General features: G+C 54.6%; 19 protein-coding genes and 1 tRNA gene. 10 read left to right on the top strand and 10 right to left on the bottom strand.

All coding sequences use genetic code 11. The features are described from left to right. Positions 1–56: 56 nt before the first annotated feature. The 4 genes from Q0V70_RS05745 to Q0V70_RS05730 all read left to right on the top strand — a co-directional run bounded on the left by Q0V70_RS05745 (position 57) and on the right by Q0V70_RS05730 (position 4,657). Positions 57–869: a hypothetical protein gene (locus tag Q0V70_RS05745; protein ID WP_297589466.1), complete on the top strand. Its 813-nt coding sequence runs from the start codon at positions 57–59 to the stop codon at positions 867–869. A 152-nt stretch (positions 870–1,021) separates the two neighbouring features. Beyond that, on the top strand, positions 1,022–2,158 hold the full coding sequence (locus Q0V70_RS05740) for a triacylglycerol lipase (RefSeq protein WP_297589463.1): 1,137 nt from the start codon (positions 1,022–1,024) through the stop codon (positions 2,156–2,158). A 73-nt stretch (positions 2,159–2,231) separates the two neighbouring features. Continuing rightward, positions 2,232–3,671 (top strand): MFS transporter, encoded by a 1,440-nt coding sequence (locus Q0V70_RS05735; protein ID WP_297589460.1) that lies wholly within the window; start codon positions 2,232–2,234, stop codon positions 3,669–3,671. Between the two features lie 53 nt (positions 3,672–3,724). After that, positions 3,725–4,657, top strand: a complete 933-nt coding sequence (locus tag Q0V70_RS05730) for an SPFH domain-containing protein (protein WP_297589457.1) — start codon at positions 3,725–3,727, stop codon at positions 4,655–4,657. Between the two features lie 56 nt (positions 4,658–4,713). Here the strand turns inward: Q0V70_RS05730 and Q0V70_RS05725 are convergent, their stop codons facing one another. The 7 genes from Q0V70_RS05725 to Q0V70_RS05695 form a co-directional block, all read right to left on the bottom strand. Then, complete coding sequence (locus Q0V70_RS05725; protein ID WP_297589455.1) at positions 4,714–5,064, bottom strand: cupin domain-containing protein; 351 nt, start codon at positions 5,062–5,064, stop codon at positions 4,714–4,716. A gap of 7 nt (positions 5,065–5,071) precedes the next feature. Next, positions 5,072–5,893, bottom strand: a complete 822-nt coding sequence (locus tag Q0V70_RS05720) for a class I SAM-dependent methyltransferase (protein WP_297589453.1) — start codon at positions 5,891–5,893, stop codon at positions 5,072–5,074. 175 nt (positions 5,894–6,068) lie between these two features. Next, entirely contained in the window at positions 6,069–6,641 is a 573-nt protein-coding gene (locus Q0V70_RS05715) for a methylated-DNA--[protein]-cysteine S-methyltransferase (protein ID WP_297589451.1), read from the bottom strand. 195 nt (positions 6,642–6,836) lie between these two features. Then, entirely contained in the window at positions 6,837–7,442 is a 606-nt protein-coding gene (locus Q0V70_RS05710; RefSeq protein ID WP_297589449.1) for a response regulator transcription factor, read from the bottom strand. Next, positions 7,439–8,653 carry a sensor histidine kinase gene (locus tag Q0V70_RS05705; RefSeq protein WP_297589447.1) on the bottom strand — a complete coding sequence of 405 codons (1,215 nt, stop codon included), beginning with the start codon at positions 8,651–8,653 and terminating at the stop codon, positions 7,439–7,441. Before Q0V70_RS05705 ends, Q0V70_RS05710 begins: the two co-directional genes overlap by 4 nt. Beyond that, a complete protein-coding gene (locus Q0V70_RS05700) occupies positions 8,650–9,414 on the bottom strand; it encodes an ABC transporter permease (protein ID WP_297589445.1) in 765 nt (254 codons plus the stop codon). The genes Q0V70_RS05705 and Q0V70_RS05700 overlap by 4 nt, the downstream gene beginning before the upstream one ends. A gap of 12 nt (positions 9,415–9,426) precedes the next feature. After that, a complete protein-coding gene (locus Q0V70_RS05695; protein ID WP_297589442.1) occupies positions 9,427–10,338 on the bottom strand; it encodes an ABC transporter ATP-binding protein in 912 nt (303 codons plus the stop codon). A 112-nt stretch (positions 10,339–10,450) separates the two neighbouring features. On the opposite strand from Q0V70_RS05695, the gene Q0V70_RS05690 reads away from it, so the two are divergent. The 4 genes from Q0V70_RS05690 (at position 10,451) to Q0V70_RS05675 (ending at position 12,788) form a co-directional block, all read left to right on the top strand. Next, entirely contained in the window at positions 10,451–11,245 is a 795-nt protein-coding gene (locus tag Q0V70_RS05690) for a thiamine diphosphokinase (RefSeq protein ID WP_297589439.1), read from the top strand. Between the two features lie 19 nt (positions 11,246–11,264). Next, positions 11,265–11,906 (top strand): endonuclease III domain-containing protein, encoded by a 642-nt coding sequence (locus Q0V70_RS05685; protein ID WP_297589437.1) that lies wholly within the window; start codon positions 11,265–11,267, stop codon positions 11,904–11,906. After that, entirely contained in the window at positions 11,903–12,553 is a 651-nt protein-coding gene (locus tag Q0V70_RS05680; protein ID WP_297589435.1) for an HAD family phosphatase, read from the top strand. The genes Q0V70_RS05685 and Q0V70_RS05680 overlap by 4 nt, the downstream gene beginning before the upstream one ends. A gap of 161 nt (positions 12,554–12,714) precedes the next feature. Next, positions 12,715–12,788, top strand: a tRNA-Gly gene (locus tag Q0V70_RS05675). Positions 12,789–13,114: 326 nt separating this feature from the next. Here Q0V70_RS05675 and Q0V70_RS05670 read toward each other — a convergent pair. Both Q0V70_RS05670 and Q0V70_RS05665 read right to left on the bottom strand, forming a co-directional pair. Further along, entirely contained in the window at positions 13,115–14,035 is a 921-nt protein-coding gene (locus Q0V70_RS05670; RefSeq protein WP_366126716.1) for an Abi family protein, read from the bottom strand. A gap of 298 nt (positions 14,036–14,333) precedes the next feature. Next, positions 14,334–15,563, bottom strand: a complete 1,230-nt coding sequence (locus Q0V70_RS05665; RefSeq protein WP_297589431.1) for a YncE family protein — start codon at positions 15,561–15,563, stop codon at positions 14,334–14,336. Positions 15,564–15,723: 160 nt separating this feature from the next. Here Q0V70_RS05665 and Q0V70_RS05660 point away from each other — a divergent pair, with 160 nt between their 5' ends. Continuing rightward, entirely contained in the window at positions 15,724–16,239 is a 516-nt protein-coding gene (locus tag Q0V70_RS05660; protein WP_297589429.1) for a ClbS/DfsB family four-helix bundle protein, read from the top strand. Here the strand turns inward: Q0V70_RS05660 and Q0V70_RS05655 are convergent. Further along, the gene (locus tag Q0V70_RS05655; RefSeq protein ID WP_297589427.1) at positions 16,225–17,844 is read right to left on the bottom strand and encodes an ABC-F family ATP-binding cassette domain-containing protein; all 1,620 of its coding nucleotides are present in this window, start codon (positions 17,842–17,844) and stop codon (positions 16,225–16,227) included. The genes Q0V70_RS05660 and Q0V70_RS05655 overlap by 15 nt on opposite strands. Positions 17,845–18,282: 438 nt before the next feature. Between Q0V70_RS05655 and Q0V70_RS05650 the strand changes: the two genes are divergently transcribed. Continuing rightward, positions 18,283–19,935: a hypothetical protein gene (locus tag Q0V70_RS05650; RefSeq protein ID WP_297589423.1), complete on the top strand. Its 1,653-nt coding sequence runs from the start codon at positions 18,283–18,285 to the stop codon at positions 19,933–19,935. The last annotated feature ends 6 nt before the right edge of the window (positions 19,936–19,941 follow it).

Raw genomic sequence — 19,941 nt, 5'->3', positions numbered from 1 at the left:
GTTTCGTAGCCTGAGAATGTAGAGAGTGCAGGTAAAACTCGTGAAAGGGGAACGGCGTGGGGTTGTTTTCTAAGGGTAGACCCGATACCAGCGGTCCGGTTCGCCCCTACCTGAAAAGTTTTGCCGGGTGGGAAGAACCTTCTACGTTTGCCACCGTCGAGGATTCGCTTGAGCTACAAGATGATTTTGCGGCGCTGTTTGCCGGACACAACGTGGACGATATTCATGGCGCGGAAATAGATGACTGGGCTTACCTGGTGCGTGACCGCAACAATCCTGATGATTACGCGGCGGTCTGCGTGTGGGTGCAAGGCCACTTCGTGGGCTATTTGGATCACGCTACCGCCGGCAAATATGTGGTGGAACTCAATGGTCTGGATGCCCAAGAACTCAACCTGGTAGTGCCTTGCCACCTGTGGGCGCAACGTACCAAATCTAGGTTGGCAAACCGCGTGACCTTGAGCTTACCTCCTGTCGGTGGGGTGGGTCCGGTCAATATGTTCCCGAGAAAAGCCTTTACAATTTTGCCTCCTGGGGAAGAAATCCCTTTGGAGGATTACGATGACCACATTGCTCCGCTCCATCCGTATATTTCTACTGGCAAGACGGTGCCGGTGGCTCTGTGGATGCGGGAGGACGACGGCGGCTTGGGCGCCTATCTCGACAAGAAAACGTATATCGGACGAGTACCCCTTCACGCGGCAGAGCTAATTGTGCCCCTGGTGCGGATTGCGGTGGCGCATAAACTCATCCCGATTGCCCGCGGTATGCTAACAGGTTCTAACATTCGTAACGACCTCACCATTGTCACGGGGGACACCCGGACGGTCGGTTCTCATTGGAAACCCACTCACGACGGCGGAAAGTGAGTGCGTGAGCGGCGCGAGACGGTGTACAATCTCCCGGCCGCGCTTTTGAAGCGGTCCTGACTAGGAAAAACGTCCCTTGTTTGTCAGGGACAAACAATTGTTTTTCTTTCAGAATCCTTTTAGGATTTATTCAAGGAACTGACGGAGTAGGCGTGGCGAAGAACAGCCTCAGCACGAAAAACAGCTCCTGGAAACTTGTGACAATCCAAACCAAGAAGGAGACTGAGTTGAAGAAGCTAACTCGTATCGCGGCGGCAGCTGGGGCAGCATTTCTAGGGTTGGGTCTGAGCGCCAATGCGGCTCTGGCTCTTCCGGCTCCTGCGGATCCCACTATTGACAATATTGGTGGCATTGAAGCCCCAAGTTCCCCGGGAGGAATTCCCGCCAATGGATACGGCCCTGATTACCACACGGCGATGGTGGGTTTGGGCCAAGCCGCTTTGCATCCGGGGATGACGCCTTTGGGTGCTAATGATTTCAACTGCCGGCCGGCCCCAGGCACGGAACCGGTCGTCTTGATTCCGGGTACCAGCAATGATGCCTTTGGAGCCTGGTCCTACATGTCTCCACGCTTGAAGCAGGCCGGGTACTGCGTATTTACGTTTAACTACAACCCTGCGACCTCAAAGAACTCTAAGGGCGAAACCATCATCAACGACTCAAAAGCCTTCAGCGGAGATATCAAGCAAAGCGCCGCGTTTATGGCCGGTTTTGTGGATCGGGTCTTGGCGGCTACCGGTGCCACGAAGGTTGACTTGGTGGGGCATTCCCAGGGCGGTGGAGCGCTGCCGCGGGCGTACATCAAGTGGTACGGCGGAGACCAGAAAGTTGACCAGCTCATTGGCCTGACCCCGAACAACCACGGTACGACCTTGGGAGGAATGCTGAACCTAGTTAACTGGCTGCGTCAGGAAATTCCGACCCTTGACGACAAAGTGTTCCACAGCTCTAACCAGACAGGTTTAATGCAGCAGCTGGTCGGTTCGGAGTTCTTTAACCAGCTCAATGACGGTATTGAGGTTTACCCGAACATCGACTACACCGTGATTACCACCAAGTTGGACACGGTTGTTACCCCCTACACCAGCGAATTCCTGGAAGGCAGCAACGTCAATAACGTGGTGCTCCAAGACGTGTGCCCGGCAGATACGCATCGACACCAAAACATGACCTATAGTGATGTGGCGCTGCAGCTGGTGCTGAATGAGCTGCAAGAGGATCGTTTGTCTTGGCAGATTCCGGTGCAATGCCACCGCTACCAGCCTTACTTGAAGGCCTCTGATCTGTAATCTGGGGAGACTGAATAATTTTTGCCAACTCCCTGTCGGGGCCTTAACATAGGGTTCCGGCAGGGAGATTTTTTTGATTGATGAGGGAGTGAGTAAATCCGTGGACGGCGTGGAAGCATCGGGACGCAACCAGAAAGCATCCGAGGACAAGGGGAATAACTATCTCAGCGGTTATCTAGCGGCCTGGTTTAAAATCATCGCTACCGGGATGATTACCTTGGTTGCTTTTGAAGCTATCGCGGTAAACACGGCCATGCCCTTCATCGTGGATCGCCTGGACGGCAAAAATTTGTTTGCGCTGGCGGCCGGAATCTCCATGTCCACCCAGTTAATCACCACCGCCCTGGCCGGAGCTTGGGTCGATACCAGAGGCCCGAAACCGGTAATTTACACGGGCATCGTGGCTTTCACCGGGGGACTGCTGGTGGCGAGTTTCGCCCCCAACATCTGGTTTGTCGTGGTGGGACGCGCGATTCAGGGCCTCGGCGGAGGTTTGTTGATTGTGCCTCTCTACGTGATGGTGGGCTCCTACGTCTTACCGCACAAGCAGCCGGCTTTTTTTGCGGTCTTTGCCATCGCCTGGGTGGTGCCTTCCCTGGTCGGCCCGCTGGTGGCGGGGTTCCTGGTGGATTATGTGCATTGGCGTTTTGTTTTCGGAATCTGCCCAATCATGTTTCTGGTGTTCTTTCCAGTGTTGTGGCCAAAATTTCGCCAATTTCCTCCGCTGCATGACCCGGTGCCGTTTCGTCCCTCTCCCAGTCTGCTTTGGGGTTCCATCTTTAGCGGCATCTTGATTGGTGCCCTGCAAGTCATCTCCGGGGTGGAACGTGAAACGGTCTCTCCGCTGCTCATTATTTCCGCTCTCATCCTGACTCTGGCGCTGTTTTTTGCGGCGCGCCCCATTCTGCCTTCCGGCACTTTCCTGGCGGTGCGTGGCGTCCCCGCCACCGTGGCGATGCGCGGACTGTTGAACGGCACTTTCGTCACCGTAGACCTCTACCTACCCCTGCTGCTGAAAGAAATTCACGGTTGGGGACCGACCATGGCCGGCCTATCAATGACGGTTTCGTCAATGACCTGGGCTTTTAGCTCGTGGATTCAGGGACGGATCGTGAATCCGGCGCACCGCCGCTGGCTGATCATCATCGGTCCCATCATCCAAATTTCGGGCACCCTGGTGGTGCTCCTGGCGGTCGTTCCCAGTTTCAGCCCCTGGTTTGTGCTGGTGGGATGGGCCATCGCCGGTTCGGGTCAAGGCCTGATTTTCCCGCTGGCCACTGTCCACGCCCTCTCCTTGACCCCGCCCCAACGCCACGGTGAGGTTTCCGCAGCTCTGAACGTAGCCGACACCCTCGCCGCTGCCGCTCTGGTGGCTTACGGGGGAATCACCTACGCCATGACCCTCTTTCTGGGACCCTGGGCATTCGCTGCCACAATCGGTTTGATGGTGGTGATGATGTTCGTCCAATTCTGGGTCGGTACCAGGATTTTCGAGTTTCCCTCACGCAAGTGAGACGCTAAAGTTGGTTGTAAGGTTAGGTTTTTGTTGTTTGAAAGGGTTTGAAAATGGAATCATTTTTGGCTTTTGTCGGGGGTCTCTTTGGGATGTCGATTATCGCCCTCATTATCTTGGTGTTGCTCATCATGGGCGGGATGTTCTTTGTGGTGAAGCAACAGACGAACTACGTGATTGAGCGTTTCGGTAAGTTTCACAAGGTCGCTCTGCCCGGCTTGCGGGTCAAGATTCCGTTCGTGGATCAGATTGCGAAAAAGGTTCCGCTTCGCATCATGCAGCTGGATTCCGTAGTGGAAACCAAAACGAAAGACAATGTGTTCGTAACCATTCCGGTTTCGGTGCAGTACCAAGTCCAAAACGTGGTTGATTCCTACTATCGTTTGGCCAATCCGGAGCGTCAGATTCAGTCCTACGTCTACGACCGGGTGCGTACCTCCCTGGCCAAACTGGATCTTGATGAGGCGTTTTCTTCCAAGGACCAAATTGCCCAAGACGTCGAGACGACCTTGGCTACGGCTATGAACGCCTATGGTTTCGCCATCATCAACACACTGGTGACAGACATCAACCCGGATCCGACGGTGCGCGCGTCCATGAACTCAATCAACGCCGCCCAGCGGGAACGTGAGGCAGCGGTGAGCCTGGCTGAGGCCGAGAAAATCAAGATTGTGAAACAGGCTGAGGCCGACGCGGAATACAAGCGCCTGCAAGGTGAAGGCATCGCCGCTCAGCGCAAGGCTATCGTGGACGGTCTGGTCAGCCAGTATGAATCCCTGCGCGACGCCGGGATTGGTTCAGAAGCCCAAGAGATGCTGCTGTTGACCCAGTACTTCGATACGTTGCAGGAAGTCGCGAAAGCCTCTAACACCCAGACGCTGATGCTGCCGTCCAACCCCGGTGGCGTCAATAACGCGATGGAGGAGCTGCGCAACTCGCTGTTCACCGCCACTCGTGCCGCGGATCAAAAGCAAACGGCGCAATAGTGACGCTGTAGTTTCTTGATTTTAGTGCCTTCGTATCGTCGGATACCTAAAGGGTGCTATTTACCCTGCTCGCTGAGCATATAGAGAACCATTTTTGCAGGAGTCAAAGCTTTAACTGCGTGTGGTAAACGGGTAGAAAAGTGCACCATCCCGCCGGGAAGCAGTTTCACAGTTTTGCCGTCGGCGGTGATTTCAATTTCCCCTTCCAAGGTTTGCACAATTACCGGCATAGCAGCGGTGTGCTCTGATAGTTCTTCGCCGCTGTCGAAGGAAAATAGCACAACATTTACCCCTTCTGCACGCATTAGGGTTTTAGAAACAGTAGAGTTCGGGGAATACTCAATTCGTTCCGCAAGTTTATCTATATATCCTAGACCGGCAGTAACCAATTCTTCTTTTGAATCCATATATGAATCACCTCTGACCTTCATTACCATTACCGGGTTTACGCGCTATTATAGCTATCCCTGTCAGATTCTTACGGTGGTGTTTGAACGTGGCTCGCATTTCTAAAATTCTCGCCCGTAACTCTCGATCGCGTAGAACATTACTGAGTATCCGCAACACTCCCTTGAGACCTTCATCAGCTAGGTTACGCCGTGGCGACAGCAGAGCCATGGGTTCAAAACCGACCCATTCAATAATAAAACCAGCATTTTCCAGTACCTTGCGCCATTCATTTTCGGTGAGGGGACGAGCATTCACGCGAATCGCTTGTGCAAGACGCTTACGTAATTGATCCGCTAGCTGCATGTCTATATCGTTAGGAGTTAATCCGAGTTCGTGAATCGCGTAGCATCCGCCTGGCTCCAGTATCCGGTATGCTTCTGAAACAATTTTTTCTTTATTTTTCTCGCTTTGCATAGTGAGCATCGCCTCACCCACCACTACCTGAGCCGATTGCGACTCCAAACCGGTATCCTGGGCATCTGCTTGCACCACTCTGCCGCCGCTGTCTGCAACGATGTTTCGCACCCGCTGGGCTGCATCCGGGTCTTGATCTACCCCTGTATAGGACTCGACCGGCGCATCAATAATAATTTTGGCTGTTTTGCCTAATCCGGGCGCAAACTCTACAACTCTCTTTCCTGTTATATCAGCTGCTTGGAGCATCCGGTTGGTAAGTTTGAGTCCTCCGGGACGTAGCACCCGTTTTCCGGCACGCGCTAGTACCCAATGTCCGGCTGCGATTTTAGTGGCACGAGTACTTTGTGGAAGATTGCAGTCATCATTCATGTTCCCAGTCTATCAGAATAAGATTAGGTAAGCCTTACCTATTCTAGGTAGTCTGGGTGCTCGGACGTACAGGCGGTGGGTTTAGAGCCATCCGAGTTCACGGGCTTTTCGGGCTGCGCCCGCCGGCGTGCCGAGACCTCTGCGGAAGTGGTCATCTGGGAAACCGCCAAGGTTTTTAGCGTCCGTGCTGTCTCTCCCAGTCCAAAAGCCATTGTTTAATCTCAATCCCGGGCCCGTATCCTCCCAGACCACGAGCCGCCACGACTCGGTGGCACGGTACGATGATTACCACTGGGTTGCTATGCATAGCCTGGCCTACAGCACGCGCCGCGCCAGGACTGCCAGCCTCCACCGCCAACTGAGAATAGGTGCGGGTATGACCGTAGGAAATAGCGGCGCAGGTCTGCCAGATACGACGGCGAAACTCACTGCCGGACAGGTCGAGCGGAATCCTGAAGCTGCGGCGGGTGCCGGCAAAGTATTCCTCAAGCTGGCTTCTTGTCAGATTGCAAAGATTGCGAGCAGCAGTTGGCATCCCGGGAATAGGGCATTCAGTCGCGATGCGTCCGTTAAGTTCAGGCGCCTGATGTGCGGAATTTGTATGGAGACTATCGCCTGGAGCGTGCGTTTTAGTCGGATTTTCATCTAACACACACCGCGTCAACCCCTGCTCGCTGGCCGCCAGATACATCCAACCCAACGGAGTGGACAGAGGACGGGAGTCCCAGTATTCACGGCGCTGCGGCATGCCCTCAGTCTACAGTGTCCGCAGCACCCGTTTTCCGGCACGCGCTAGTACCCAATATCCGGCTGCGATTTTAGTTGCGCGGGCGCTTTGCGGGAGATTGCAGTCATCATTCATGTTCCCAGTCTATCAGAATAAGATTAGGTAAGCCTTACCTATCCTAGGTAGTCTGGGTGCTCCGAGGCACAGGCGGCGTGTCTAGAGCCATCCGAGTTCACGGGCTCTTCGAGCTGCGCCCGCCGAGGTATCCGTGTGAGTTTTGCTGATTGCATTGGAGAGGTAGTTGCGTACCGTACCGGGTGAGAGGTACACCCGAGACGCGATTTCTTGGACTCTCAAGCCTTTTTCGGCGATTTTCAGGACTTCAATCTCGCGTTCAGTCAAGGGATTATCGCCCTCGAAAAGGGATTCGGTGGCCAGTTTTTGGTCCACAGCCGTGCCTCCGTCGGCGATAGTTCGTACCGCGGCGGCGAGTTCTTCGGCGGGAGTTTCCTTGACCATGAAGCCTTTGGCGCCGGCGCTCAGAGCGCGTTTCAAGTAGCCGGGACGCCCAAAAGTCGTCAAAATCAGCGTTTTGGTGTCGGCGGTGGTTTCGGTGATGGCTTTGGTGGCAGCGATTCCGTCAAGGTCGGGCATCTCGATGTCCACCACCGCAACCTGGGGGTGGTGGGTTTGGACAGCATCGAGGAGTTCGCGACCATTGCTGGCCTGGGCGACAACCTCAATGTCGCCTTCGAGTTCCAGCAGTGCCGCAATTGCTCCGCGCACTAGGGCTTGATCATCGGCCAGTACCACGCTAATCACAGCTTTACCTCCACTACGGTGCCGGTCTCCGGAACGTTTTGCCGTTCGCTCTCGGCACTTGCGGCACTCGTGACCTCACGTATCCCAACTATACTGAGAGTCCCGCCGACCTGTTCCACGCGAGCCTTGAGCCCCTCCAGACCGTGTCCGGTAGCATCGGGGGAGATTCCCACCCCATTATCGGTGATAGTTAGACTGCTCCGGTTCATCTCGATAGTGACTCGGTGAGCCGCCGCATGACGAATGATATTAGTAGTCGCCTCCCTAATCACCCAGGCAAAAATCGCTTGGTTCACTGCGGGTATGGAGTCGAGGTCTGGCCAGGCGCTACCCTCCCGCTGCAAGTCTATACTGGCACTCTCCAATGCCTGAGACGCGGCGGCGATTTCTTCGAACAAACTCTGCACTTTGAGCCCCGCCACAGTCTGCCTAACCTCTTCGATTGATTCCCGCGCCAGGTTTGTAATCTCGTGCAGTTCCGCCTGGGCACGCCCGGGATCGCGTTCCAGCAGTTTTCCGGCCAGTTCGGACTTGAGGGCAATGACCGTAAGGGTGTGACCCAGGACATCGTGTACATCCCTGGCTACCCGTTCGCGTTCTTCCAAAATCGCTCGTGTTCTGGCTTGGCGCTGGCTTTCAATACTGGAACCGATAAAGAAAGTTATTCCCGCCACGAACATAAACACGGCTGAGGTGGTGATGGCAAGGCCAAAGTATTCTTGACCATTCGGTACAAAACGGGGGATGAGGAAGGAGGCTAAAACCGTCAAGGCTCCGGTAATGTAGCCAGCCGCCTGGGGCAGGGTGAAAGGCGCGGCAGCAGCGATAAACGGCAGGAAAGTCAAGGATTTCAGCGGTCCTAACACTGCCACCTGTAGCAATGTAGTCATCACAAGTACTGCAAAGGCTATGGCGTCGCTCTTGCGTAGGCGGTGCCGGCCGTCGAAGTAGCGGAAGTTACGCTCTCCCATGATTGGTTTGCGCCACGAGAGTGAAAAAGCAGCTACGTAAGCCAGAGCGAATGCGGTGGTCAATATCAGGGAAATTATCTTCGGTCCCAGGGGTAAGGTCAGGGCTCGACTAATCGGAAAGTACAGGAACCCCAGCCATACGAGACTCATGAAGGTGCTCGTGAAAATGTAGGAGTTCGAAGGAGAACTGGTGAGACTGCGACCGTCCGCGGTAAGGGCAGGGGAAGATTTCAGGTTCATGCGTGCCTCCGTGAACGTTGATAGCCCCACAGTGCCAGAAGAGCAAAAATCAAGATCCACACTACAAAGTTCACGATGCCAATTCCTAGGTTTTCGGTGTACGGCTTTCCGTCCATAGTAATCTGATTTCCGTTAGTGCCGGCATATCTGGCGAGAATTCCGTAACCGTAGCCCGGCATGAATTTCGCGAAATCCAGCAGCCATCCGCCCAGGGGCATGAAAAAATTCGCTATGAAAGCAAACAGGGTGGTCAGTCCCGAGGCGATAGAGACGGCTGTATCGGAATGCAGCAACAGTCCGAAAGCCAGACCATAGAGGGTGAAAGTGAGTGATCCGCCCAGAATCACCAAGACAGAGATAATCCAGGCAGAGGGCTCCGCTTTGGCTTGAGTCAGACCACCCAACAGGAAGATGACCGCCACGGGCAAAGCCGCCAGCAGCGCTCCCAAGGCGATTTTGGTACCCAGGTACCTCCCGTTACTCAGGGGAGTCAGTGCGATTTGGCGTCCCCAACCTTGAATCTTTTCCACGGAGGTGCCAGCAGCAAAGCTGGCGGTGGAGATAATGGCTCCGTAGGCGGCGATATTGACCATAATGACCCAGGCCCAATTGACAGTCGTGTCGGCGACCATTTCCTTGGCGTAGGTTGCGGCGACCCCAAAAATCAGGTAAATCACCACCGGAAGTCCAATGACAAACATGGGTACTTCGGGTGAGCGCAGAATTCGCTTTAAATCCAGAGCAAATATTTTCGTGTTCATGATGAGATTTCCTTAGTTGCTGGTCAGGGTAAAGAAAGTGTCCTCCATGGAGGGAGGCACGATTTCCAAATGGCTCACGCCTGGTTGAGAGAGGATGAAACGCGCGAAATCATCCGATTCTTGTACCGATAGGTACATTCTATGGTCTTTGATATCGACAGATTCTTGGGGCCAATGTTGCTGTATTTGAGCGGTGAGCGTATTGAGGTGAGAGGCGTCAACCTGGAAAGACACGTTGCGCGTTCTCTGGGCAGTAATTTCTGCTGGGCTGGCATCCGCGATAATTTTTCCGTGATTCATCACCACGATGCGATCAGCATAATCCGAGGCCTCCTGCAGGTAGTGGGTGGCAAAGACGATGGTCTTGCCGTTTTGCGCCTGACCGTGCATCACTTCCCAAAAGTCGCGGCGCGCGTTGGCGTCCATTCCCGCGGTCGGTTCGTCGAGTATCAATAAATCCGGGTTTGGTAACAGAGCTAGCGCGAATTTAATCCGCTGTTGTTCCCCGCCGGAGCATTTCCCAATCTTACGTTTGCGAATCGGCTCCAGGTTTGCCGCGCGTATCACCCGCTCCCGGTTTTCCGGGGTATCAACATCCCGGCCGTAAGCTGCGGCAATCCAGCGGACGACTTCGGAGACATACATGTCTTTGAGTAGGCCACCCGTTTGCAGGACGGCAGCAATCTGACCGCGGGAAATCGCGGTTTTCGGGCTTTCGCCCAAAACCTGCACTTCCCCGGAGGTTGGTGCGCTCAGCCCCAGAACCATATCCAGAGTGGTGGTTTTCCCCGCCCCGTTCGGCCCCAGCAGAGCCATAACTGTACCAGTCGGTACATTAAGTTCGATGCCTTCCACTGCGTGGACTTTCCCGAAGTGCTTATGCAAATGAGTGAGCTGCAGAGCAGCTGTAGTGGTTGTGTTCATGTATCTAAGTCTTGCTCCCCAGCGTTTGGGCCGGTAGTGTGCGCAATCACAAAAATTAGATGACATCTGTCATGTTTTCCGGGCTTCGCGGGGGCCAGATTAGAATGACTCCATGACCAAGATGTGCGAAAACCGCGACGATTCGGCTAAAGATGGCGCTGTGTCGGCTGATTCGCGCTGCCTGGTGGTGGTCGGAGGGGTGCAAGGTCTGCGTGCGCTGTGCGCTGACGACTGGGATTTTTCGGTCTACGAGTTGGTAATTTGTGGCGATTCGGGTCAAGACGTGGCGCGAACTTTGGGGATTGTCCCCGACGTCTATATCGGCGACTTTGATTCTTCACCGCGTCCGGCAGGTCAGGCTGAGTTCGCGGACGGGCGCACTCGCTCCCCCGAGGCTTTGGCGGCAGTACCCGTCGACCCTCCCAGCGTCGCTGTTCCCCGCGATGGCGCGGAAGTGATAGTTCTCCCCGCGGCCAAGGAAGTTACGGATTCTGAAGCGGCGGTCGATTTGGCGTATTCTCGCGGTTACCGGCACATAGATGTCATTGGCGGTTTGGGGGGACGCTTGGACCATACTTTGGGAAACCTCGGCATTTTGGCGAAATTCGCCCACACTCCCGCCCGGCTGCGCTGGATAGACGGCTACAACATGGTGTCCCTGGTAGGACCGGGAACCCATATGGTGCCCCGCAACAACTACCACTATTTCGGCTTGATTCCTTTTGACGGCGATGTTGAGGGCCTCACCCTGACGGGGACGCGCTACCTGGTCGAGGACTTTACTCTGGTTCGCGGCTCAACACGCGGGGTTTCCAACGAAATCACCGCACAGTGCGCCATCGTTTCTTTCACTAGCGGCAGACTGCTGATGGTCTCGTCACGAGACTTGCAGATTTCGGGTCAATAGTCTCTCCGGGCGGTTCTTCATGACAAGCATGGTAGGGCGGGTTTCGGGTTTTCGTGAGCTGTTCGAGATTTTGCAACGCAATGTGAGAGATGCGGGAAAGTGGTGGCCGGCGGAAACGAAGTTTGAGATTCTGGTGGGCAGCGTGCTTACCCAAAACACGACCTGGACCAGCGTGGAAAAGTCCCTAGAGAACCTGCGGAAGGAAGGACTTCTCGACCCCATGCGGCTGACGGGGGTGGAATCGTGCGAACTCGAGACACTCATTCGCCCCAGCGGCTTCATGCGTGCGAAAGCACGATACCTGAAAAACTTGACCGATTGGTACATAAAAACTGTTGCCCGGGCTGGTGAGATTGACACCCCAACGCTGCGCAACTCTCTTTTGCGAGTTCCGGGAGTGGGGGAAGAAACTGCCGACGACATCCTGCTTTATGCCTATGACCGCCCGGTTTTTATTTTCGACGCCTATGCGCGCCGATTGCTGGCAGCAGCTGGTTTGGGCGAGTTTCGGACCTATCGACAAGCGCGACAGGCCTGCGATGCGGCGTGGCGCTCGGAGGGATTTACGGTGGCGGAACTGGCGTTATTTCACGGTTTAGTGGTGCAGGCCGGAAAGGATGCGCGTCGGGAGGGAAGTTGGGAAGGTATCCTGAGGACATGATTAAAGGCGCGATTTTCGATTGTGACGGGACGCTGCTCGACACTATGCCGCTGTGGCGGGAGGCAGCCGGAAAATACTTGACGACCTTGGGGATAGAGGTTGATAAAGATTTGGGTGCGCAATTTTTCGAGATGACTTTGCCTGAGTCGGCGCACTTGGTACACCAGCGCTTCGGGTTGGACGTAACGGTCAGCGAGGTCGTGAACGGCATCAAAGATGCGGTCTATACCGGCTATCTCGAGGAGGTGCAGCTCAAGCCCGGTGCCAGGGGTTTCCTGGAGGCACTGGCTGAGGCGGGGGTGCCGATGACAGTGGTGAGTTCCGGATCCGAGGGTCTGATTCGCCCGGCTTTTCGGCGTCTGGGGATTGAGGACATGTTCACGCAGTATTTCGCTTCTTCGGAGACGGGAATGCACAAGCGCGAGCCGACTATGTTTCTGCAGGCGGCGGGGGCGATGGGCAGCGTGCCGGAGGATGCCTGGGTGTTTGAGGACGCGGTTTATGCGGTCCGGGTGGCGAACGCGGCCGGGTTCCACACGGTGGGAATCGCCGATGATGCCAGCCGGGGCGAGTCGGCTGTTTTGGCAAGCGAGGCGGAGGCGTATTGGGAGGAATATCCCGGGGAGATTCCTGATTTCATGTGGTAATATGCTGGTTTTGTGGGCACTTCGTATTTCGTGAAGGCTATCGCTAAGTGAAGATGAGGAGCGTGGGCGGGGGGTATCAGCAATTTTTACCCCTCTGCAATGGAGAAACAGAGCTCCTGGCTGTTGCTGCTAGAATGTGGCATACTGTTGTAGTTTGAACCGCGGGCGTAGTTCATCGGTAGAACGACAGCTTCCCAAGCTGTAAAGGCGGGTTCGATTCCCGTCGCCCGCTCCATTGACTAAAAGCCGGGCTTTAGCCCGGCTTTTAGTCAATCTGGGGGGCTACGACGGGAATCGAACAAGTTCGCTCAGCGGCAGCGACGCAGTCGCATAAGCCGCTGAGTAAAATGGTGGAGGCGTTAAAAAACGGCACTGGTGTGCCGTTTTAGCCGGAACGCCCTAAAAAACCTCCGTCGCCCGCTCTATCTTCATGGTGTTGTTTGTCCTTTACCTCCGATTTTACCGTCGAATAGGCTTGCCGGCTGATGTCGCGCCTACCAGCTTGGGCGACCGGTTGCCCTTGACCGCTGATGGGTATGAGTGCGCCTACTACCGCAGAGACTAGACGGTTTTGGTTGCCCAGAGAGGATTTTCTTGCCAGTTTTCTGGTGCGCCGAGCCTGCTGAAGGGCACAAGATTGTTATGAGGGAATTTCTTCAAGACGCTAGGTAGCGTCTCGGTTCCTGACAGCTGCAGTTCATGCAACAGGTATTGGGCAAGAGTGAGTTGCCCAAAAGCACGGTTAGAGCACCGGCTCACCGCTGTAAGACGCGGGTCTTTCGGCAGTTTGGGTTTGATATCGAATACCCTGTTGAACATGCGAGCATGATGGGCTGAATAGTTACGCACAATATTGAGGCACTTTAGCCATGATTCAAGCTGAGGAGCACGAAGACGACATTTTGCAGCTATTTCATTGCGTGCCCGGTTAGGTGCCATCCGGTACAGGTGCGAAAGCATTCCCCAATCCATTACTTCCACGGCCGCCCAGATAGGAAGTTTGCCTGCATATTGGCGGCGGTGATGCTCAACAAACTCTTCTCTCGATGCCTGAAGAGCAGTGTCATATTTCGTCAACCACACCTCGTGAGCGTTCCCGCTACTATTGTGATAACGCTGACAGGCTGGGGCACCCATGCGTGCAGCATCAAGATGGATAAGCGGATTGATAGCTCCTAGCTGATGCCCGATTAACGCTCGCATCGCTAGCTCGATACGTCCAAGAACAGTAAAAACACTGTCCCGTAACTGCTCATCAAAGTGGTAAAGATCGAGAACCAGTTCAAAAGAGGCACCTGGACGGAAAACATCAAGGCTTCGACCAGTTTCGCGATCAAGGGCTCGCATGGAATGCCAGTAGCCAGACAGGCGATAGTAATTTAATAATTCAAGTTGATGAGCGGCCTGATCAAAGTTTTTAACACTCATGCCACGCCGGGCGAGCAGTTCTATCTGCTGCTTGTATGATAGGAAAGGTTTCACTTGATCCGCCTTTGCACCTCCCATCTGAAAAAAGGACCGGCCCTGGACTCCCACCGAAGCGGGCAGCGGAACCGGTCTTGTTACAACGATTCTAACTCAGATCTGCAAAAAATGCCAGCTCGCGGCGTACCTTATGTATTTTGAGCGCGAAGGTGATGTGGTGCCTCATATATTTTGAGCACGCTTCAGTACCCAGAAAACTCCTACCCCTTGGACTATACGTGAAAGTGTGCCCCCTCAACTGTCTAGAGGGGGCACACTGTTCGTTAGGGAAACATGCATAGCGAGCAACGAGTGGCTAGCTCACATTCGTGACCGCCAGCGATGTCGGCTGACCCGCAACCTCCGCAGTGGCAGTCTCGGTCATCGTAGAGAGGTCAATCATGTGCACTTTTCCAGCGAGAGGGTCAGAGACCCACACAGTGTTAGCGTTGGCGTAGTTGCCAGCAGCAACTCCGGGGGCAATGCCGCCGTGACCGCTGGGCTTTTCCCATTCACCGGTCACCTGCATGGTGTGTTCAAGGCTGCCGGTCTCATCAAAGACATAGAGCTTGCCGTTGGTTCCGAGTGTAATCACATGACCGTCAGGTGTGATAGCGAGATTCGAGATATTCACGCCCTCGTCCACCCCGACAGTCTTGGTGGTATTGTCACCAACGAAGACGAGCTTATCGCCAGCTTTACCGACCAATGTAGAAAAGTCCGCATTAGCTACAAAAGTACCCACGCGATCCTCGCCAAGGTCAGGAGTAGGAATGTTGACACCCTCGCCGTTCTTGATAACTAGTACAGAGTCAGCGCAACCGAAGGCGGCGTTGGTGCCGCGAGCAACTTCGCCGTGCATGCGCATACAGGTGAAGGTTTTCTCCACTTCAGTCTCTCCGTGGCGCAGTTCAATAGTGTCGGGCAATGCGGTGCCTTCCTGTGCTGTGGCGCTCACGAGGTAGTGACCTTCAGGCATGGGAACCACTACGCCGTGATGCGGCAAGTTGGCTTTGACACGAGTGAGACCATCAAGCTGCCCTGTCTCTAAATTCTTGGTGGTGACCAGGGAAGCGGCGCCATCATCATCAGCGAAAATCCCGGTCGCCCCGGCTTTCGGATTCGGCACCACGTGAACAGGCTTATTACCCTTAACAACCTCTTTCAGCAGTGCTGGCTTTCCAGTATAGAAGTGGAAGTGATCGCCGTGCTCCTGCTTCCATGCACCCGCATCGATGATGGATGATTCGTTGTCGTGTTGACGGTTAGCCACTACGTGACGGCCGTCATGTGCCGTTGTCAACGATGGGCGTGAGGTGAGCTCAAAATCCGTAACTTTCTTAAGGTTCTCATCAAAGATGCTTACTCCGCTCTCAGTTGCCACTATAACGCGTGGCATTGCTTCCGAGGTTTCTGTTCCTGTGGAACTCACGCCGTGGTCGTCGTGTTTTTGACCTTTAGGGTCGTAATCGCCGGATTGGGTTCCGCAGCCAGCCAGGGCCACAGTCATTACTGACGCAATTGCAACAATCTTCATTAGTTTCATAAGGGCTACTATAAATGAAAACGATAATCATTATCAACTAACGTGTATACTGTTTCCTTGAAACCGGGTTAGAACTCGTGTTACTCCTGGTCACACTGGTGTTCGAGTTAGAATACCTTGATAGATTGTGAGCTAGGCTGCTCTGTGAGAGGGGGGTGTGGTGAGGACCTACGAGTCGGGTGCTGCGTTGGCGGCTGAGATTGCTAAGCGCGGTGGTTTATTTATCCGTGAGTTTGCTGAAGTACCAGAGGAAGGTTGGGATCAGCTGGTTGATGGGGTGGATTGCACGCCCCGTCAGATGATTGCTTATCAGCTCGGTTGGATGGAACTGTTGCTGAGCTGGGAGCGTGAGGAACAGGCTGGCGCTACGGTGGTAACTCCAGCGCCGGGATTTAAATGGAATCAGCTGGGAGGTCTGTATGAGTCGTTTTATCAGACTTGGGGAACTATCGCCGTTGATGATCTGATTGATCGATTTGGAGTCCTGCTGGGTGAAGTAGTTCAACTGGTTAACGGTCTGAGCGAAGCGGAGTTGTTCGAGTCAGGGAAGCGGGCGTGGGCGTCCTCTACCCCGTCGGCGTGGCCGGTGTGGAAGTGGATACATATCAACACAGTCGCGCCGTTTACTACGTTTCGCACCAAAATCAGGAAGTGGAAGAAACTATCTGGTTGTTAGTAATGAGCCTTGCCAATGGTCGATGAGCCAGCGGTCGTGACTGGCAATAATCAGCGTACCTTTCCACTCGCTCAGCGCATCTTCCAAGGCCTGCATACTGTCGAGGTCGAGGAAGTTGGTCGGCTCATCGATGATGAGAATGGTAGGGGCTGAGGCCAGAGCTATCGCAATCTGTGCGCGTCGCTGGTTGCCCGCAGACAGTTCGGGGATTGGGGTTGCCCACATTGCGGGGTGCAAGATTCCTTTCCCAGCTTTGCCGATTCCCCCTCTCCAGACGTCGGTGGTGAATCCAAAATCGCGGATTCTCGGTAAATGTTGGGGCACCAGACTAACTGCTTTGTCGCGCGTGATGGTTCCGCTTGCCGAGGCGCCGTGGGGGGGATGTCCAGAACTTATCCAGTTCAAGAGTGTGGATTTCCCCGACCCGTTAGCGCCAGTGACCAGCAGGTGCTCGCCATAAACGACATCAAAACTGAGTGGCGCGAGGCGCTGTTCCACGCTTGCCTGCCTTGCAGATACTGCCACCCCGGCGCGCTTGGCAGGCTGGGCAAACGCGAAGGACAATTCATAGTTACGGGGTTTGCGCACTTCTCGCGTCGCTAAGGTGTCTAAGCGCTGGTCGTCGTTTCGTATCCGACGTGTGGCTGTCGCGGCGGCACGGTCGGCAAAAAACTTCTTTGCTTTGCCTTCAGCGTTGGCGAGCCTCACACCTCCGCGAGAGATTTTTCCCGCCGCCTGCCGATGTCGACGCACTTTACGCGTTTCGGCTTGTTGGGCAGCGTGCAGTTCCACGTACTTGGTGCGGGCACGGGCTTTTTCAACCAGATAGTCGGAGTAAGCCCCCGCGCAACGGTAAAGACCTGCGGTTTCGCCCACCCCTTCGGCCTTTGCCAAAGCATTGAACACCTCCACGTCCATATCGTAAATCACTGTGGCGGTGTCCTCGATGAAGGCCCGATCATGGCTGGCCATCAGGACCGGACCGCCCCAGTTATTGACCGTTTGCGTCAGAAAACTGAGCGCCTGAGCATCGAGATGGTTGGTAGGTTCATCCAAGATCAACACTACCGGTTTCAAGATGAGGGTCGCCGCTAATTGCAGCCTGCCGCGTTGACCGGGAGACAATCGGGACAGCTCCCGGTTCCGCCCCGACCTTGTGAAAGACATCAAGTCGAGCCCTGCCAGCACTTCGGCCACCCGAGCGTCGAGCGACCAAATATCAAAACCCGTCATCTGAGCCAGCAGCTGATCATATTCTTGTTCCCACTTGCCAAGTGCGCCGCCCTCGCCGATTCGCGAAGTTACCTCCGCAAACTGGTCGGCTACGGCTCGAAGTGGACGCAGCGCGACGTCAAGGTAGTCGCTGACGCTACCATCAAACTGTTCGACGTTGGGTACCCCGAAGCGCTCCCTTTCGGTTCCCTCGACTTTGCCCCGCTGTGCCGGTAGGTCGCCCGAAGCGATACGCAGCAGCGTAGTCTTGCCGCACCCGTTGGGTCCGACCAGGCAGGCGCGCTCACCATCGCTGACGTGCAAAGTGACATCATTGAGCACCGGGACAGTTGCATAGGAAAAAGAAATATTAACGAGGTTGATGACAGGCATAGTAATCTCCAGGACGCAAGAATTTAACGGGAAGCGTCTCAGCCGGGCTGAGCAGAGATTACTTGGTCATCGGAAGATATCTCCTCGATAGAAAGGGTGGGCGAAGGGCCAACCCCAATTTTAGCTCACTGCTTTCACGTCAGCTACTGTTTTTTCTAGGTGCTGGCGTCCCTGTCACAAGGGTGGTTTGGTCGCGTTTGTCGTTACGGGCGCGGCGAAGAAAGGTGGTTGTTGGCTGGATATGTTCGGGGTGCTTTTGCTTTGAACTTGGGCAGTGGTAGTCCCGAAATCATCTGTGCTGATGCATTAAACTGTTTTATTGTAGCTGTGTGGTTCTATGAGGAACACGCAGGGCTCGCTGGCTTTTTGGGCTCTCAAATCCCCGTGAGGGTGAATCGTCAAAGACGCGAAAAGATAGAAAATAAGAAAGACACGGCAATGACTTCTGAGCAGTACCCCGGTTTTCCTCCCAACGGCGTCCCCAACGGGGTACCGCCACAAACGCCAAACGGCGTTCCGCCACAGGCTCCTGTACCGGTGCCCTACGCTTTCTCAAACCAGCCGGCGGCACCCCAGAATCAGCCGGCAGCGCCAAATGGGCCGGTCTATCAGGCACCTCCGGGATACGCGGTTGCGAATGGGCAGCTGGCGGCTGCCCCGGTGACTAAGTCGCGCCGAGGGCTGGTAATTGGTATTTTGGCTGTCTCGCTGGTTCTGGTGTTGGCGGTGGTGCTTTTTATCCTGTTGTTCACTGGGGTTCTTTCCTTGCCCGGTGGCTCTAAGGCGGCGGGCGGGTCTGCGAGCGCGCCCCCAGACGATGTTATTTCCGGTCTGACCCAATCCGAGAAAGAACCGGAACTCATAGACATGGGCAATGATCCCGGCAAATTTTACGCCTTTATTGGGGACACACTGCTGGCTACGGACGGAGATGAGGTCTGGGCGTTTAGTCTCAAGTCCCAGAAAGAGGTCTGGCGCAGTGATGACGCTATCAAGGCACTGAATTGTGACTCAGAGTATGATGCTTTGTTCGCCTACCAGGCTGAATCAAATTCCAACTTGGCACTAATGAGCTGCTCTTCCGATACAACAACCCACTATGCCGTGATTTCTGCCAAGGACGGCAAAGTTGTTACCAAGAAAGAACTGAATTCCGATGAAGTCAGTTCTTTCATGGAGATACTGAAGGATGGCAGCCTTGTGACCTGCGAGAACAGCGAGCTTACCCGTTACGACGGGGTGGCTCGCACCGAAAAGAAACGGTGGAGTCAGTCGGTGGAGGACTGTGGGTACGGTGTTCGGGAATATGATTCCGGGTGGCTCAGGATGACATGGGAGGGTGAAGACTGGGGTCAGCTGTTTAACCTGCAGGACGGTTCGCAGCCTCCATTTGCACAAGCTTTCATCGATTCGATTGAGGACTTGGAGGAAGATTCCTATTCATTCACGCCGTTAGCAAAAGGCAACTTTGCCGTTGAGTACTACACAGAAACAGGCGGGGACACCTCTGTGGAACATGCGGTTATAGTGGACGCACAAGGCACGCCGCTTTCCCAGACTTATGACAACGCATTTTTCACGATTACAGACGATGAACGGGTGGTATTGGCGGTTTCCTACGAGTTTACAGACGACTACAAATTGAAGAAGTCCACGCGTCTGGATCCTGCTAACGGTCAGGAACTGTGGACCAATGAGGATGCCGGAATTGGCTGTGCCTTAGGAGCGGATAAACAGTTCATTTGGGGGTGGAACTTCCTCTGCGGCGGTGGCGGAGCCCCGGAGGGTAACAAGGGGCTGTTGCTTGATACCAATACCGGCAAATCCGTGCCGATGGGAGATCTTAGAAATGTCCAAGACGTCCACCGTACCGATAATGGTTTCATTCTCGAGACTTGCAATTACGAAGAGGAAAATGCGGAAATAAAGCTCACATCCTTTGCCTGGAGGGATGGAGAATTCGTGAAACTGTGGAGCCAGGAATATAAAGACATCCCTTATTTCATCGAATATCAGCATCGGATTTATGCCACTTCTTCGGGAGACGATTACGGAATTGTGGGCTACCTGGGATACAAACAGGAACACTAAGCGCGA

This window comes from uncultured Mobiluncus sp. (assembly GCF_947087965.1).
Taxonomy (GTDB): domain Bacteria; phylum Actinomycetota; class Actinomycetes; order Actinomycetales; family Actinomycetaceae; genus Mobiluncus.
Note: the sequence above shows the minus strand (reverse complement) of the source record. Positions and strands in the feature narration are given on the sequence as shown.

Bases quoted from the DNA above. Each gene is read 5' to 3' on its own strand.
- Q0V70_RS05730 (WP_297589457.1), top strand. From the start codon at position 3,725: ATGGAATCATTTTTGGCTTTTGTCGGGGGTCTCTTTGGGATGTCGATT.
- Q0V70_RS05725 (WP_297589455.1), bottom strand. From the start codon at position 5,064: ATGGATTCAAAAGAAGAATTGGTTACTGCCGGTCTAGGATATATAGAT.
- Q0V70_RS05720 (WP_297589453.1), bottom strand. From the start codon at position 5,893: ATGAATGATGACTGCAATCTTCCACAAAGTACTCGTGCCACTAAAATC.
- Q0V70_RS05715 (WP_297589451.1), bottom strand. From the start codon at position 6,641: ATGCCGCAGCGCCGTGAATACTGGGACTCCCGTCCTCTGTCCACTCCG.
- Q0V70_RS05705 (WP_297589447.1), bottom strand. From the start codon at position 8,653: ATGAACCTGAAATCTTCCCCTGCCCTTACCGCGGACGGTCGCAGTCTC.
- Q0V70_RS05700 (WP_297589445.1), bottom strand. From the start codon at position 9,414: ATGAACACGAAAATATTTGCTCTGGATTTAAAGCGAATTCTGCGCTCA.
- Q0V70_RS05695 (WP_297589442.1), bottom strand. From the start codon at position 10,338: ATGAACACAACCACTACAGCTGCTCTGCAGCTCACTCATTTGCATAAG.
- Q0V70_RS05690 (WP_297589439.1), top strand. From the start codon at position 10,451: ATGACCAAGATGTGCGAAAACCGCGACGATTCGGCTAAAGATGGCGCT.
- Q0V70_RS05685 (WP_297589437.1), top strand. From the start codon at position 11,265: ATGACAAGCATGGTAGGGCGGGTTTCGGGTTTTCGTGAGCTGTTCGAG.
- Q0V70_RS05680 (WP_297589435.1), top strand. From the start codon at position 11,903: ATGATTAAAGGCGCGATTTTCGATTGTGACGGGACGCTGCTCGACACT.
- Q0V70_RS05665 (WP_297589431.1), bottom strand. From the start codon at position 15,563: ATGAAACTAATGAAGATTGTTGCAATTGCGTCAGTAATGACTGTGGCC.
- Q0V70_RS05655 (WP_297589427.1), bottom strand. From the start codon at position 17,844: ATGCCTGTCATCAACCTCGTTAATATTTCTTTTTCCTATGCAACTGTC.
- Q0V70_RS05650 (WP_297589423.1), top strand. From the start codon at position 18,283: ATGACTTCTGAGCAGTACCCCGGTTTTCCTCCCAACGGCGTCCCCAAC.